Annotated in this window: 13 protein-coding genes and 3 tRNA genes; 14 read left to right on the forward strand and 2 right to left on the reverse strand. The window is 40.2% G+C overall.

All coding sequences use genetic code 11. The features are described from left to right. The first annotated feature begins 11 nt into the window (after positions 1-11). The 3 genes from argS to I6758_RS14175 all read left to right on the forward strand — a co-directional run bounded on the left by argS (position 12) and on the right by I6758_RS14175 (position 3,741). Positions 12-1,664, forward strand: a complete 1,653-nt coding sequence (gene argS, locus I6758_RS14165; protein ID WP_196605845.1) for an arginine--tRNA ligase — start codon at positions 12-14, stop codon at positions 1,662-1,664. A 33-nt stretch (positions 1,665-1,697) separates the two neighbouring features. Continuing rightward, on the forward strand, positions 1,698-2,033 hold the full coding sequence (gene rpoE, locus I6758_RS14170) for a DNA-directed RNA polymerase subunit delta (RefSeq protein WP_196605846.1): 336 nt from the start codon (positions 1,698-1,700) through the stop codon (positions 2,031-2,033). Positions 2,034-2,130: 97 nt separating this feature from the next. Next, entirely contained in the window at positions 2,131-3,741 is a 1,611-nt protein-coding gene (locus I6758_RS14175; RefSeq protein WP_196605847.1) for a CTP synthase, read from the forward strand. A gap of 112 nt (positions 3,742-3,853) precedes the next feature. Here I6758_RS14175 and I6758_RS14180 read toward each other — a convergent pair whose 3' ends face one another. After that, positions 3,854-4,483, reverse strand: a complete 630-nt coding sequence (locus I6758_RS14180; RefSeq protein WP_196605848.1) for a LysE/ArgO family amino acid transporter — start codon at positions 4,481-4,483, stop codon at positions 3,854-3,856. A 119-nt stretch (positions 4,484-4,602) separates the two neighbouring features. Here I6758_RS14180 and I6758_RS14185 point away from each other — a divergent pair, with 119 nt between their 5' ends. Next, complete coding sequence (locus tag I6758_RS14185) at positions 4,603-6,075, forward strand: aminotransferase-like domain-containing protein (protein ID WP_196605849.1); 1,473 nt, start codon at positions 4,603-4,605, stop codon at positions 6,073-6,075. Positions 6,076-6,145: 70 nt separating this feature from the next. Here I6758_RS14185 and I6758_RS14190 read toward each other — a convergent pair whose 3' ends face one another. Beyond that, the gene (locus I6758_RS14190) at positions 6,146-7,459 is read right to left on the reverse strand and encodes a hemolysin family protein (RefSeq protein WP_196605850.1); all 1,314 of its coding nucleotides are present in this window, start codon (positions 7,457-7,459) and stop codon (positions 6,146-6,148) included. Between the two features lie 131 nt (positions 7,460-7,590). On the opposite strand from I6758_RS14190, the gene I6758_RS14195 reads away from it, so the two are divergent. From I6758_RS14195 to ahbB, 10 genes are all read left to right on the forward strand, one after another. Continuing rightward, positions 7,591-7,665, forward strand: a tRNA-Gly gene (locus tag I6758_RS14195). Between the two features lie 6 nt (positions 7,666-7,671). Then, positions 7,672-7,746: transfer RNA gene (locus I6758_RS14200), tRNA-Gly, on the forward strand. A gap of 5 nt (positions 7,747-7,751) precedes the next feature. Then, a tRNA-Gly gene (locus I6758_RS14205) sits at positions 7,752-7,826 on the forward strand. 200 nt (positions 7,827-8,026) lie between these two features. Continuing rightward, positions 8,027-9,316, forward strand: coding sequence for a trigger factor (tig, locus tag I6758_RS14210; RefSeq protein WP_196605851.1), 1,290 nt, complete (start codon positions 8,027-8,029; stop codon positions 9,314-9,316). Between the two features lie 38 nt (positions 9,317-9,354). Then, positions 9,355-9,972: an ATP-dependent Clp endopeptidase proteolytic subunit ClpP gene (clpP, locus tag I6758_RS14215; protein ID WP_196605852.1), complete on the forward strand. Its 618-nt coding sequence runs from the start codon at positions 9,355-9,357 to the stop codon at positions 9,970-9,972. A 35-nt stretch (positions 9,973-10,007) separates the two neighbouring features. Beyond that, the gene (clpX, locus tag I6758_RS14220; protein WP_196605853.1) at positions 10,008-11,288 is read left to right on the forward strand and encodes an ATP-dependent Clp protease ATP-binding subunit ClpX; all 1,281 of its coding nucleotides are present in this window, start codon (positions 10,008-10,010) and stop codon (positions 11,286-11,288) included. 260 nt (positions 11,289-11,548) lie between these two features. Then, on the forward strand, positions 11,549-13,873 hold the full coding sequence (gene lon / locus I6758_RS14225; protein ID WP_196605854.1) for an endopeptidase La: 2,325 nt from the start codon (positions 11,549-11,551) through the stop codon (positions 13,871-13,873). Continuing rightward, on the forward strand, positions 13,870-14,505 hold the full coding sequence (gene yihA, locus I6758_RS14230) for a ribosome biogenesis GTP-binding protein YihA/YsxC (RefSeq protein WP_196605855.1): 636 nt from the start codon (positions 13,870-13,872) through the stop codon (positions 14,503-14,505). The genes lon and yihA overlap by 4 nt, the downstream gene beginning before the upstream one ends. Positions 14,506-14,658: 153 nt before the next feature. Further along, a complete protein-coding gene (gene ahbA / locus I6758_RS14235; RefSeq protein WP_196605856.1) occupies positions 14,659-15,111 on the forward strand; it encodes a siroheme decarboxylase subunit alpha in 453 nt (150 codons plus the stop codon). A 5-nt stretch (positions 15,112-15,116) separates the two neighbouring features. Then, positions 15,117-15,614, forward strand: a complete 498-nt coding sequence (ahbB, locus tag I6758_RS14240) for a siroheme decarboxylase subunit beta (protein WP_196605857.1) — start codon at positions 15,117-15,119, stop codon at positions 15,612-15,614. Positions 15,615-15,661 lie beyond the last annotated feature (47 nt).

The raw sequence follows: 15,661 nt of genomic DNA on the forward strand, positions 1-15,661 counted from the left end.
AGGATGGATTGTTGAATATCCAAGAACTGGTTATAGGAGAAGTCAAAAAAGCTGTAAAGAAAAACATTGACGACGGCATTTTTCCACAGGCCGACATACCTGAAATAAAGCTTGAGGTGCCGCCGCAAAAAGAGTATGGTGATTTCGCCACGAATTTTGCAATGCAGTCGGCGCGCGTATTCCATATGGCACCTAAAAGGATTGCAGAGGAATTGATAAAACAGATAGGTCCTGAATATCTTGCAAAAACAGAGATAGCGGGTCCTGGTTTTATCAATTTTTATTTGAAGCCGGATATTATTTATAAAGAATTGGCAGATATTATCGAAAAAAAGGACAAGTATGGCGATCTATCTGATAATGGCATTAAAATTCAAGTGGAATATGTCAGCGCTAATCCAACAGGACCGCTTCATGTGGGACACGGGCGCGGAGCAGCTTTTGGCAGCGCTTTAGTAAATCTTTTAAGAGCCGCCGGTTATCAGGTGGAAAGTGAATATTATATCAATGATGCCGGAAATCAGATTGATAATCTTGCAGCTTCGGTAAATGCCAGATATCTTGAGCTGCTTGGCAAAGCGTCGGAGTTCCCCGAAAACGGATATCACGGACATGATATTATAGAAACTGCTCAGCGTATAATTGATAAATCCGGCAGCGAATATCTTGCTTTGCCAGACATTGAGCGCATTATTCTCTTCAAAGAAGTTGCTCTCAAAGAGAAACTTGAGGCATTGAAAGAGGATCTGGATTCATTCAATGTTCATTTTGATGTTTGGTTCAGTGAGCGGACTCTTCATCCGGAAGCTGTAAAAAGCGCGTGCAATGTATTGCTTAAAAATAAAGCCATGTATGAAAAAGATGGGGCCAAGTGGCTCAGATCCACAGATTATGGTGATGATAAGGATCGTGTAGTCATTCGCGACAATGGTGTACCGACTTATCTGGCGGCGGATATTGCTTATCATAAAGATAAATATGAGCGGGGTTTTGACAGGCTGATAAATATATGGGGGGCAGATCACCACGGCTATGTTTGCAGAGTAAAGGCGGCAATGGATGCTCTGGGTTTTGATTCGTCGAAACTTGAAGTGCTTTTGTTGCAGATGGTGAGTCTTTACCGTAATGGTGAACTCGTAAAAATGTCTAAGAGAACAGGGCAGAGCGTTACCTTGGCAGAGCTTATTGAAGAGGTCGGTACTGATGCTGCCAGATATTTTTTTATAATGAGATCATTGGACAGTCAATTGGATTTTGATCTTGATCTGGCAAAATCCGAGTCTAATGAAAATCCCGTTTATTACATTCAGTATGCATATGCGCGCATATGCAGTATTTTCCGGCAGACAGCAGAAGCGGGAATAGTACAGGAAAACAATGTTCGTTTGGATTTGCTGACGGATGAAACAGAAACTGCGCTTATTAAAAAAATAATGGCCTATCCTGATGAGATACAATTAGCGGCAAGAGATTATGCACCGCATCGTATAGCCAATTTTTTGCATGATTTTGCTGCTGATTTTCACAGTTTTTATAATAAATGCCGCATAATCGGGGTTGATGCACCTTTGGCGCAATCACGGCTGGCTTTGTGCGGAGCGGCGAAAAATATTATTCATCATGCGCTTGATATTTTGGGGGTCAGCTCCCCGGAAAAGATGTAATAAAAACAACATAATTTTGAGAGGAAGATATTAATGAATTTCACCAATGGAACAGATCCGGATTTGGCATATCATATTTTGACCGAGCTGGGTGATGCGATGTTTTACAAAGAACTTATCATGAAAGTAATAGAAACAAAAAATAAACCTATTCAGTCATTGCCGGCGGCAATTTCGGAAGTATACACATTGATCAATATGGACAGCAGGTTCCGTCATGTTGGCAAAGGCATGTGGAAACTGACAGAATGGCTGCCGCAGGATACTAAAAGTGCGTCTTCAGGCTCTTCTGCATCTGGCGGTAAGGGAAAAAATAATACTCAGCGCCGTATGAAATTGCTTGAAGATATACAGGAAAGTGCTAATTAATCAATTAGAGAGGCAATTATACATTGCACTGCGTTCCGGAAGGGGACAGCAGGCAGTGAGTGATATCAAAAATGCGATAATATAATGGAGGAAAAAAATGGCAAAGTATATTTTTGTTACTGGCGGGGTAGTGTCGTCTTTGGGAAAGGGGATCACAGCTGCCTCTTTGGGGCGTCTGCTGAAAAGCCGGGGCATAAAAGTTACCATTCAGAAATTTGATCCGTATATAAACATTGATCCGGGCACAATGAGCCCATATCAGCATGGTGAAGTATTCGTTACAGATGACGGTGCGGAAACTGATCTCGATCTTGGCCACTATGAAAGGTTTATCGATATCAATCTGACTAAGGGATCCAATGTAACTACAGGGAAAATTTATTGGTCAGTACTTTCCAAAGAACGCCGCGGTGATTATCTTGGCAGTACCGTACAGGTGATTCCCCATATAACAAATGAAATTAAACAGCGCGTTTATGACGTTGCGGCATCAGACGGTGCCGATGTCGTTATTACTGAAATAGGCGGGACTGTTGGTGATATTGAAAGTCAGCCATTTTTGGAAGCAATTCGTCAGGTGAAAAAGGAAGTAGGCAAAAATGATGCCTTATATATTCATGTAACATTAGTTCCTTATATTATGGCTGCAGGTGAATTGAAAACAAAACCGACTCAGCATAGTGTCAAAGAGCTGAGAAGCATTGGCATTCAGCCGGATATTCTTGTGTGCCGCACAGAAAAATCTATTTCTTCCGATATGAAAAAGAAACTGGCACTTTTTTGTGACGTTGATGTAGATGCTGTTATAGAAAATCCCACGGCATCGACCATCTATGAGGTTCCTCTTATTATGCAGAAAGAGGGACTTGACAGGATAGTTCTGCAAAAGCTTAATATGGATTACAGCCCTGCTAACATGGATGAATGGGAGCGCATGGTATATAAAATAAAAAATCCTAAGCAGCGGATAAAGATTGCAGTCGTCGGTAAATATGTAGAATTGCCGGATGCCTATATATCAGTTACAGAAGCTCTTCATCATGCAGGAATAGCAAACGAAACAGACGTGAAAATAGTTTGGATAAATGCAGAAAAAATTGAAACGGAAAATCCGGAACTTGATGAGGTATTCACAGGCTGCAGGGGAATATTAGTTCCGGGGGGATTTGGTGACCGCGGGGTTGAAGGAAAAATAGCATCTATAAAATACGCCCGTGAAAATAAGATACCTTTTCTCGGACTTTGTCTTGGAATGCAGTGTTCTGTTATTGAATTTGCCCGCAATGTCTGCAAGATGGCTGATGCGCATAGTACGGAGTTCAACAAGGAAACTGCGTATCCCGTTATTGACCTGATGCAGTCGCAGCTGGATGTAGAAGATATGGGTGGAACAATGCGTCTTGGTTCTTATCCATGCAGGCTGACGGAAGGAACACATGCAATGAAGGCATACGGAGAAACTCTTACTAATGAACGGCATCGTCATCGCTATGAATTAAATAATAAATTTCGTCAAAAATTGATTGACAATGGGATGATCGTAGCAGGGACTTTGCCTGATGACAGTTTGGTCGAAATTGTAGAAGTAAGGGATCATCCATGGTTTGTAGCTTCTCAGTTTCATCCTGAATTAAAATCCAGACCTAACAGACCGCATCCTTTGTTCCGCGATTTTGTAGCGGCAGCTTTAAAATATGCGGGATTGTAAAAACTAGTTGCTGCAAATAACCGCCAGGATTGAGCTTATGCATCATTAACTCAAACTAGGCGGTTATTTTTATCCGATAGATACTTTATAAAACTTATGTGGCTGGGATAAATCAGATAAATGTAAAATTTATCTCTGAAATCAACTTCACAGCATAAAGTATAATAATTACACCGCAGCATCTGTTTATTTTTGTCAGAGAACAGGCATTTATTTTATTGCTGAATTTTCCTGTAAAAACAGTAAGGCCTGTAAACCAAAAAAAGGATGCAGAAATAATGCCGAATATAAATAAAACGGCAGCATCAGCATCTAAAACTGCGTGAAAACTGCCAAGCATCAAAGTACCGTCCAAAATGGCCTGCGGATTGAACCAGGTGACAAAACAGGCAGTAGAGATAATTTTGCGCATTGATGTTTTGGACGATGCAGACTTTGCAGCTGTAGTTTTCATTTTGATTAAATTGATACCTATATGTAAAAGAAAAATGCTGCCGGCCCCAATTAAAATTGATTTTAAAAGGGGTGAATATTCCAGAAGAATTCCTATCCCCCAAAAACAGGACAGGGACAATGTCATATCAAAGAAAACTATGATGAGGGCAATTTGCAGAGCTTGATTTCTGTCATGGGTAAGTGCGGTATTTATCACAAAAAGATTCTGCATACCTATGGGAGCTGTATAAGCTATGCCGATCAATATTCCCTGAAGATAATAGAGCATATAATATTCCTTTCCCAACCAAAAATAAATGCTATAATATAAAATGTATTTGTATTTTATAAATTATAAAATAATTTTATTCGTATGTATCCAACCAAAAAATTGTATTAAAACCAACCATAAAAAGGAATCAGTATATGAATAAAAATGGTCTCCCAGTACAAATAAATTGGTGCCCTGACAAAAGCAGCCCTGTTCCTGTTTATAAACAAATAACAGCATTTGTCTGTGATAAAATATCGAGCGGTGAATGGACCGCAGGCACACAGCTTCCATCTCAAAGACGGCTGGCAGAACTATTCGGGGTCAATCGCAGTACTGTCGTAACCGCAATGGAGGAACTTGCTTCTTATGGGATTTTAAAGGGCAGCAGAAAAGCGGGTACACAAATCAGCGGTGATACGTGGTCACTTATCTTACCCAAATCACTTGACTGGGGAAAATATATCAACTCAGGGACATTTAAAGCCAATAAACATATTTTACAAATGATCAATCGGCTGGAATTTGAACCGGATATTCTGCGTCTTAGTACGGGAGAAACTGATCCGCGATTGTTCCCTCATGCTCTTTGGCGTAAAATTTTAGCGCAACTCAGCAAAAAAAATACGGTTTTCAATTATTTGGAAGCATCTGGTTCGGAGAAACTGCGCATGGCAATTGCTGAGCGAATGGGCCGCAGGGGCATAGCAGTTTCTCCGTCCAGAATATTGATCACTTCAGGTTCATTGCAGGCTCTTCAACTGATATCAGTATGCCTGATAAAGAAAAAATCTGTTGTATACGTAGAAGCTCCGAGTTATCTCCAATCACTGCGGATATTTCAATCTGCGGATATTACACTCAAAGGTATAGGCATGGATAAAAAAGGCATGAAGCTTTGGAAAATCCCGCCGGCAGCCGGAAATATGAAACAGGAAAATATGTCATTTTTATATACTATACCTACTAATCATAATCCTACAGGAATAACAATGACTTTGGACAGACGAAAGGATTTGATGGATTTTTGCGTGAAAAAGCAGATTCCTATAATAGAAGATGCTGCCTATGAAGAATTGTGTTTCGAGGAAGCAGTGCCGTCCTTGAAAGCTATTGATAAAAACGGTATAGTCATTTATTTAGGAACCGCTTCGAAGACGTTGGCTCCGGGACTGCGTGTCGGCTGGCTTATAGCATCAGAACCTATTATACAAAGACTTAGTGATGCAAAAATGCAGATGGATTATGGAACAAGTTCCCTTTCCCAGCTGGTTTTCTCAGAGTTTTTGACAAGTGGATTTTATGATAAGCATCTGGCAGCGCTCAGAAAAGAGCTTTTGCTTCGCAGAGACAGTGCCTTGATGATATTGGAAAAAAATTTTTCGGATATTGCATCATGGTATATACCTAAGGGAGGCTTTTATATATGGCTGACATTCAGTAAAAAAATTTCTTCGGAAAAATTGTTTTTTTCCGCTGCCAAGGAAAAAATTCTGTTAAATCCCGGGAATATTTATGATTTTCGCCCCAATAATTCACTGCGAATATCGTATTCCTACCTAAATTGCTGCGAATTTGCGGAGGCAGTTCAGAAACTTGCCATTATTGTTCGCAGTATTATGAAATAATGGTGGCCTAATGGCCGAGAAATGAAAAAGCCGAAGCATCCCAGCTTCGGCTTTTTCATTCCTTATAAAACTATTTACCAATAAATAATTTTGTTACTAAAATTTTATCAACACGATTACGATCCATATCAGCAACTTCAAAACGCAGATTGTTCCATATTTTATATTCAGCTGTTTTAGGGATATAGCCAAAATAGGATAATAAAAAGCCCCCAATTGTCTGGTAATGGGCACGTTCTTCGCCTGGCAATTCGTCAAGATCAAATTTTTCTTTGAAATCGTCGATATCATAAAGACCGTCCACATACCAGGAATTTTCATCACGCTGTACTATCTGCGAAGAATCATCTTCTTTGGGATAAGATATATCGCCGATTATTTCTTCAATAATGTCTTTTAAGGTTATGAGACCCAGAACGCCGCCGTATTCATCAGCAACGACTGCTTCATTGACATTATTTTGACGAAATTTTTCCAGTACGCGGAAAGTTTCCATGGAACGGGGGATAAATATGGGTTTTTTTATAAATTTTTCGAGATCATTTAAATCGTTATCAATGGCGGCACGCAATATATCTTTCGCATAAATAATGCCTATGAGATTATCCAGATTGTCTTCACCTATTAGAAATATATCGTCAGAAGTATCCTTGATAATCTGCATGTTTACAGACATACTGTCTTTAATATCAAGCCAGTTTATCTGTGTGCGCGGAGTCATGAGAGAGTATGCAGTTTGATCACTCATATGGAATATGCTGTCGACCATATCCTGCTCGGCTTTTTCCAGCGTACCTTCTTCAGTCGCCCTTTCAATAAGATCTTTTACTTCATCTTCAGTAACGCTTTCATTATCCGGTGGATTGGTGCCGGTTATCATTAATATCATGTTTGCTGTGTGAGAAAGCATATTTATGATCGGCCTTGTAACACGGTGAAAGGCAAAGAAGAAGCCCGTATATTTTACGAGGTAGTATTCAGGGCGTATCTGGGCAATTTTTTTTGGTAAAAGAGTACCCAGTAAAATACTTAAAAGCAGGGAAAATAGTATGGAGAAAATAAAAGTGATTTCATATATATATGGTACGAAGGGAACCGTTTTCTGCAGGAAAAAATAAAGATAAGGAATAATTATCATTCCGACGGACAGTCCAATAGCAAAATGGCAGACATTGGAACATATGATCAAGCCTGATACCACCTCATCGGGATCATCAATAAGATTGCAGGCTTTTTCAAAGCGGTGATCGTTGTTTGCAATTGTTTTGTCAAGTTGATTCTTATGTGCTTCGACAAGTGCAGTACGCAGAAGAATCAGAAAACTATTGCAGAAAAGAAGAACAAAGATCAGAATCAGTAATAAATTGGTCTCGGGAATATCCACGAGAATGTCACATCCTTATTTTTAGATTGCTACCATTATAGCATAAATAAATGAGGAAAAATATTAATTTTTCTATTGACTTTTAATTTTTTTCATGTATAATAATATCCGTTGCTGTGATTGCAGCAATTGCGGAAGTAGCTCAGTGGTAGAGCACCACCTTGCCAAGGTGGGGGTCGCGAGTTCGAGCCTCGTTTTCCGCTCCATAATATGCGGGAGTAGCTCAGCGGTAGAGCACCACCTTGCCAAGGTGGGGGTCGCGAGTTCGAGCCTCGTCTCCCGCTCCATAATTGCGGAAGTAGCTCAGTGGTAGAGCACCACCTTGCCAAGGTGGGGGTCGCGAGTTCGAGCCTCGTTTTCCGCTCCATAAGAATTCATCCCCGGCTTTTTGCCGGGATTTTTTGTTATATGTGGAGCAAAGCCGCAAAACCCCTAATGGTTGTGTAAGGCTTGTATTTGTATATTGTTTATGTTATTATTCTTATAGTATATTAGGTGTATTACGGCTTGTTATGGAATGAATACAGCGGCGTGATACATTATAATTTTAGGAGGTTATTTTACACGATGAAAGTCAGTACAGAAAAAGCAGACAGCCAGAAATTGGTTCTAACTATAGAGGCACCGGCAGATGAATTCGCAAAATCGGTCAAAGCTGCCTGCAAACAGTTAGCAAACCGCGTCAATATACCTGGTTTCCGAAAAGGCCATGCACCTAAGCAGATTCTCGTTCAGAATTTGGGCAGACAGGCTATTTTGGATGAAGCTTTTGAACTTCTTGCACCAAAGACTCTCAACGATGCATTTATTGAAGAAAAAATTGAACCCGTGGACCGTCCTCAGATAGAAATAGTTACATTAGAAGAAGGCAGCAATGTTGTTTTTAAAGCTACTGTCACACCAAAGCCGGAAGTTACTCTCGGCGAATATAAAGGGATTGCAATTGAATTACCGAAAGCTGAAGTAGCTGAAGAAGAAATTGAAGAACAAATTAAAAATATGCGCAGTCATCATGCAAAAATGATAGATGCTCAGGAAGATGCTGTTGTTGAAAAAGACAACTTCATTACTCTTGATTTTCTTGGAAAAGTTGATGGTACTGCTTTTGAAGGCGGCGAAGCAAAAGATTATCCGCTGCAGGTCGGTTCAGGACAATTCATTCCAGGGTTTGAAGAACAATTGATCGGTGTAAAAATCGGTGAAGAAAAAGATGTCACAGTAAAGTTTCCTGATGATTATCATGAAGCATCTCTGGCAGGGAAAGATGCAGTTTTTTCCTGCAAAGTAAACAGTATTAAAATTCAGGAACTGCCTGAATTAGACGATGAATTTGTGAAGAAATCAACGTCATATAAAGATCTTGAAGATTTGAAAAAAAATCTGCATGAAAATCTGCTCAAAGCGGCACAGACACGTGCCGAAGGGGAATTACGAAATCAAGCGCTGAAGAAAGTATCTGACAATGCTAAGGTTGATATTCCCGATGTTATGATTGATAATCGTGTTGACAATATGCTGAATGAACTTTCGGCCAGTCTTGAAAGCCACAGCATGAACATGGAACAGTATCTCAAATACAGTAATACAGATATGGCTAAACTTCGTGAAACATATCGTCAAAGTGCAGTTGATGCTGTTAAAACAGACCTTGTTTTGGAAAAGGTTGCTCAGACTGAAGAACTCAAGGTTAATACTGAAGAAGTCGATGCTGAAATAGCTGCTATGGCTGTTCGTTATGGCACCACTCCTAAGGAAGTAAGAAAGATAGTCGCAAAGAACGGTTATGTTGCTAATCTTTATGAAACAATAGGCCGTAAAAAGGCGGCGCAACTTATTATAGACAACTTAGCAAAATAGTTGTATAATTCTCCGAAAAGGGAGGAGTGATTTATCATATGAATTATGTGCCAATGGTTGTGGAACAATCAAGCCGTGGTGAACGTGCTTATGATATTTATTCACGTTTGCTGAAGGATCGTATAATTTTTTTGGGTGGACCTATTGATGATAATGTTTCTAGTGTGGTAATAGCTCAATTATTGTTTTTAGAATCAGAAGATCCTGATAAGGATATACATTTATATGTGAACAGTCCGGGCGGTGTAGTTACTGCCGGTCTGGCTATTTACGATACTATGCAGTATATAAAACCTGATGTTTCTACTATTTGTATAGGACAGGCAGCCAGCATGGGTTCTCTGCTGCTCACTGCGGGGGCTAAAGGCAAGAGATATGCACTTCCTTATTCACGTATTATGATTCATCAGCCTCTTGGCGGAGCACAGGGACAATCTACGGATGTGCAGATCCAAGCAAGAGAATTATTGCGCGCCAGAAAGATAGTCAATGAAATATTGATGCGTCATACAGGTCAAAGCGAAGCTAAAATTGAACTTGATACAGAGCGTGACAATTTTATGTCAGCTGTTGAAGCAAAAGAATATGGTCTGATAGATGATGTGATCGTCCGCCCTGAGGATTTAAAGAAGGATAATAAGGCGGATAAGAAATAATCGCTTCGTTTTGTTTCCAAGGGAGAGGTGATGAAATGCTGAAATTCGGTGACGACAAGGGACAGCTTAAATGCTCATTTTGCGGTAAACCGCAAAGTCAGGTACGTAAATTGGTGGCGGGCCCTGGTGTATATATATGTGATGAGTGTATTGAACTGTGCAATGAGATAATTGAGGAAGAATTGACCGATGGCGTTGAAGTAGAACTTAAGGATGTGCCTAAACCCAAGGAGATAAAGGCTATACTTGACCAATATATAATTGGTCAAGAGGAAGCAAAGAAAACCTTGTCGGTAGCAGTTTATAATCATTATAAACGCATAAATATAGGTCTTAAACATAATGAGACAGAACTGCAGAAATCAAATATTCTTATGCTCGGGCCTACAGGCAGCGGTAAAACGCTGCTGGCTCAGACAATGGCGCGGATATTGAATGTACCTTTTGCCATTGCTGATGCTACCTCTCTTACCGAGGCAGGATATGTCGGTGAGGATGTTGAGAATGTTCTTTTAAAGCTGATTCAATCGGCTGACTATGATATTGAAAAAGCAGAAAAAGGCATTATCTATATAGATGAGATAGATAAAATTGCAAGAAAATCAGAAAACACATCGATAACCAGAGATGTTTCCGGTGAAGGTGTCCAACAGGCATTGCTCAAGATTTTGGAAGGGACCGTAGCAAACGTACCTCCGCAAGGAGGGAGAAAGCACCCTCATCAGGAATTGATTCAAATTGATACAACCAATATATTGTTTATCTGCGGCGGTGCTTTTGATGGTCTGGAAAAGATAATCGAAGGTCGTCTGCGGCAGAAGAATGTTGGTTTTGGCGCTGATATTAAAAGCCGCAAGGAGCAGGATACCGGCGAGTGGTTCAAATATGTACTGCCGGAAGATTTCTTGAAAAACGGGCTTATTCCTGAATTTATAGGACGGCTGCCGGTTGTGGTGACACTTGATGCTCTTGATGAAAAGGTACTTGTGGATATTCTTGTAAAACCCAAGAATGCATTAGTCAGGCAATATCAGAAAATGCTTGAGATAGATGGAGTGGCCCTTGAATTTGATGAGGATGCGTTGCTTCTCATTGCGAAAAAAGCTTTACAAAGGAAAACGGGAGCACGTGGTCTGCGGTCGATAATTGAAAAAACGATGCGCAATGTTATGTATGAAATTCCCTCTGTGAAGGGTGTTACGAGCTGTCGGATAACTGGTGAAGCTATTGAAAAGGGTGTTGATCCGTTGCTGACATATGGCAGTAAGAAAAAGGCATCTGCCAAAAAATCTATAACAAGTGAAGAATCGGCTTGATTATGCTATCAAGATGGATGGCGTCTGCCAGCGTTTTAAGCTGATAAAAAGTATGTCAAGTTGAGCATGCATCAGCATAGACAATAGAAATGCCATGAGAAGTTGTTGTGTCTATATTTCAGCAAAACTGTATATAATCAGGCTTTGTTGAAGTATTTGGCGGTGATGGATCTCCTCTTAGAAGAGGAGCCGTTGCCTGCCGATAGATGCAGCAACTTTTTTATTGAATAAAAAGTACTGGAAAGGAAGTGTGCTAATATATGCAGAAAAAAAAGAATTTGAAGGTACTTCCGTTGCTTCCATTGCGGGGAATTGTGGTTTTTCCTTATGTGATAGTCAATTTGGATGTAGGCAGGGAGAAATCTATAGCGGCTCTTGAAGAGGCAATGATAAAAGATCATAAGATAATTTTGAGTGCTCAAAAAGACCCTGCTATAGATGAACCGACAGAAAATGATATATATGAAATTGGTACAATGGCTGAAGTCAGACAGCTTTTAAAGCTGCCAGGCGGTTCAATGCGTGTTTTAGTGGAAGGAATGCATCGTGCTAAAATAGAAAAAATAACTCTTCTGGATAAATATTATGAAACCGAAGTCATAGAATATAAGGATGAAATAAAAGATGCATCTATTAATATGGAAGCATTGACAAGAGCCGTAATACATCAATTTGAAGAATGGGTAAAGCTGAGTAAAAAAATACCGCCTGAGACATTAGTATCAGTTGTTATGATTGAAGACGGCGGTCATTTGTGTGATCTTATAGCCAGTCACATGAATATGAAAATGGAAGATAAGCAGGAATTGCTTTCTCTGTTAGATCCAGTGAAACGTCTGGAAAAATTGTATGCCATTCTTTTAAGAGAAATGGAAATTCTCGGCATAGAAAAAAAGATTGGCGATCGTGTACGCAGTCAAATGGAAAAGATACAGAAAGAATATTACTTACGGGAACAGCTAAAGGCTATCCATCAAGAACTTGGTGATAAAGACGGTGGAAATACGGAAATTGATGCATACAGATTTAAAATGACTAAGGGCAAATATCCTGCTGCAGTTCTTGAGTGCCTGGATAAAGAAATAAAACGGCTTGAAAGGCTGCCGGTTTCTTCGTCGGAAGCCGGTGTGATACGAACATATATCGAATGGCTGCTGGTATTGCCATGGTCGCGTGTAAGCCGTGATAAGCTTGACATTGAAGCCGCGGAGAAAATATTGGAAAAAGATCATTATGGCTTAAAAAAGGTGAAGGAACGAATCCTGGAATATCTGGCGGTGCGTAAATTATCAAACGGAGTAAAGGCTCCGATAATTTGCCTGGCAGGTCCTCCGGGAGTAGGGAAGACATCTCTCGCATCATCCATAGCCAAAGCCATGGGACGTAAATTTGTCAGAGCGTCTCTTGGCGGCGTTCGCGATGAAGCGGAGATACGAGGGCATCGCCGCACATATATAGGTGCTTTGCCCGGCAGAATAATAAATGGTATAAAAAACGCGGAAAGTAAGAATCCTGTATTTTTACTTGATGAAATAGATAAAATAGCATCTGATTACAGAGGTGACCCTTCGTCTGCTCTTTTGGAAGTTCTCGATCCTGAGCAAAACAAAGCTTTTTCAGATCATTATATTGAAGTGCCCTTTGATTTGTCACAGGTGTTTTGGATTGTGACAGCAAATAACATTGCGAATATTCCTCGTCCGCTGCGAGACAGGATGGAAATAATCGCGCTGCCAAGCTACACAGAAGAGGAAAAATATCAGATTGCACGGCAGTATCTTGTTGATAAACAGCTGTCTGCCAATGGACTGAAAAAAAGTCAATTGCAGTTTATGGCCGGAACGCTGCAAAAGATTATTGCGGATTATACGCGTGAATCAGGAGTCCGGGAACTTGAAAGACAAATAGGTGCTGTATGCCGTAAAACAGCTAAAAAAATAGTTGAAGAGGATAAAGATAAGATTCGAATTACTGTTAAGAATCTGCCTGATTTTCTGGGCAGAACAAAATATATGCACACACGTGCTGAAGAAAATCCTCAGGTTGGAGTATGTACGGGAATGGCGTGGACAGAAGTCGGCGGTGATATTTTACCGACAGAAGTTACTGTACTGGCAGGAAAAGGAAATCTCATTTTGACAGGGCAGCTGGGAGATGTCATGAAAGAGTCTGCTAGGACCGGTTTGAGCTACATAAGAAGCCGCAGTGATGAACTGGGACTGGACCCTAAATTTTATGAAAATAGGGATATTCATATTCATCTGCCGGAAGGTGCTATTCCTAAGGACGGACCGTCTGCAGGCATTACCATGGTTACAGCTATGGTATCTGCGCTTACAGAAAAAAAAGTACGAAGCGATATAGCCATGACCGGTGAAGTAACACTGAGGGGAAGGGTGCTGCCTATAGGCGGACTGAAGGAAAAAACTTTGGCCGCTTATCGCGAAAAAATATATACGATCATTCTACCAAAAGAAAATGAAAGAGATATAGAAGATATTGAACAGGATGTACGCGACAAAATAAAATTTATTCCTGTCAGTACAATGGATGATGTATTGAAATACGCATTGGTGAAAGAATGACCGATATAATTAAGGAATCAATAAATATAACTAAGGCTGAATATATTGCTTCGGCTGTTGAATCAAGTCAGTTTCCAGAAGAAAAACTTAGACAGATAGCTTTTATCGGACGATCGAATGTCGGCAAATCATCACTGATAAATTCGCTTACACGCTTTCATAATTTAGCACGCGTCAGCGGCCAGCCGGGTAAAACGCAAACAATAAATTTTTTTAAACTGACGGCTAAGTATTATAAGGATGCGACGACAAAGGATTTTTATCTTGTGGACCTTCCTGGTTATGGTTATGCCAAGACAGGCCAGGACAAGAGAAAAAAATGGGCAGTCTTTATTGAAAAATATTTTTTGTTTCCGCAGGATTTATATTGTGTTTGCCAGCTCATCGATATACGCCATGAACCGATGCCATCAGATGTCAAGATGTTCAACTGGCTGATTGAGCATGATATTCCTGTATTTGTCATAGCTACTAAGGCGGATAAGATCGGCAAAGGAACTGTAGCAAAAAATATTTCCCGCATAAAAAAAGCTCTTAATGTTCGAGAACTTACAATTCTTCCGTATTCATCCACAAAAAATGAGGGACGTTCATATTTACTTGACTTTATAGGTCAGGCTTTGGTAGAATGAATACATAAATATGAATCCGATTCAAGTATGCCGGATATGACTGTATATCCGGCGGCGCTTGATTTGATTAGAAAATCGTTATCCGTATGTTTTATATCATTCAGCTGGCCTGTGCCCGTTTTTGCTGACGGATAAAATCATTGGAGTGGGTATATGCTTTCATTATCAGATAAGAAGATATTAAACGCCATACAAACAAATCTTCCATTGACATCGCATCCTTTTGCGGAACTGGGCAGAATAACAGGATTGACCGAACAGGAAGTGCTTGCCCGGCTTAACGAATTGAGAGAAAAAGGATATATAAGGCGAATAGGTCCTTTTTTTGATTCGGATAAGCTTGGCTATGTAGGAACATTGGTCGCACTGAAAGTGCAGGATGGTTATATGGAGAAAGTGGCGGCAGCGGTGAATGCTTATGAAGGTGCTACGCATAATTATGAACGCAAGGGAAAGTATAACCTCTGGTTTACTTTGCTCACGCAGAATGTGGCGCAGCGTACTAAAATTCTTGATGATGTTCGTGCTTTGCCGGGAGTGGAGTCAGTTATGAGTTTAGTATCCCGCAAAAAGTATAAGGTCAATGTAAAATTTAACTTAAAGTAGGTAATATGATGGATGCATTAGACAAGAAAATTATCAGAGCAGTGCAAAGCGATTTTCCCCTTGTGGCAAAACCTTATGAGGCTTTGGCTATGCGTGTCGGCATCAGCGAAGATGAGTTGCTCAGCAGACTCAGACAGTATAAGCATAATGGACAGATACGCAAGATGGGAGCGGTTCTCGGTCATTATACGGCCGGTTTTTCCGCCAATGTACTTTGTGCATGGGTAGTCCCTTTAGAACATATGGATGAGATAGCAAAATCAATGTCAGCCAATACTGCTGTATCACACTGTTATGACAGGACGACGACTGAGGAGTGGCCTTATAATGTTTATACGATGATACATGCAAAGACACGCGAAGAATGTGATGCCGTCGTTGATGAATTGGCAGAAAAAAATAAGCTGACTGACAAGGTGATGCTCTACAGTGTAAAAGAATGGAAAAAAACCAGCATGCGGTATTTTGAGGAAGAATTGGTTTGTCAGACAGTGAATGTGTAAATAAGAATTTATATTATATCCCTTGAAGGGAACGAAGGCTTTAGGAT

It is taken from the genome of Pectinatus haikarae (genome assembly GCF_015732185.1).
GTDB classification, from domain to species: domain Bacteria; phylum Bacillota; class Negativicutes; order Selenomonadales; family Selenomonadaceae; genus Pectinatus; species Pectinatus haikarae.

Excerpts from the sequence above, each read along its gene's own strand:
- rpoE (WP_196605846.1), top strand. The coding sequence starts at position 1,698 with ATGAATTTCACCAATGGAACAGATCCGGATTTGGCATATCATATTTTG.
- I6758_RS14175 (WP_196605847.1), top strand. The coding sequence starts at position 2,131 with ATGGCAAAGTATATTTTTGTTACTGGCGGGGTAGTGTCGTCTTTGGGA.
- I6758_RS14185 (WP_196605849.1), top strand. The coding sequence starts at position 4,603 with ATGAATAAAAATGGTCTCCCAGTACAAATAAATTGGTGCCCTGACAAA.
- tig (WP_196605851.1), top strand. The coding sequence starts at position 8,027 with ATGAAAGTCAGTACAGAAAAAGCAGACAGCCAGAAATTGGTTCTAACT.
- clpP (WP_196605852.1), top strand. The coding sequence starts at position 9,355 with ATGAATTATGTGCCAATGGTTGTGGAACAATCAAGCCGTGGTGAACGT.
- clpX (WP_196605853.1), top strand. The coding sequence starts at position 10,008 with ATGCTGAAATTCGGTGACGACAAGGGACAGCTTAAATGCTCATTTTGC.
- lon (WP_196605854.1), top strand. The coding sequence starts at position 11,549 with ATGCAGAAAAAAAAGAATTTGAAGGTACTTCCGTTGCTTCCATTGCGG.
- yihA (WP_196605855.1), top strand. The coding sequence starts at position 13,870 with ATGACCGATATAATTAAGGAATCAATAAATATAACTAAGGCTGAATAT.
- ahbA (WP_196605856.1), top strand. The coding sequence starts at position 14,659 with ATGCTTTCATTATCAGATAAGAAGATATTAAACGCCATACAAACAAAT.
- ahbB (WP_196605857.1), top strand. The coding sequence starts at position 15,117 with ATGATGGATGCATTAGACAAGAAAATTATCAGAGCAGTGCAAAGCGAT.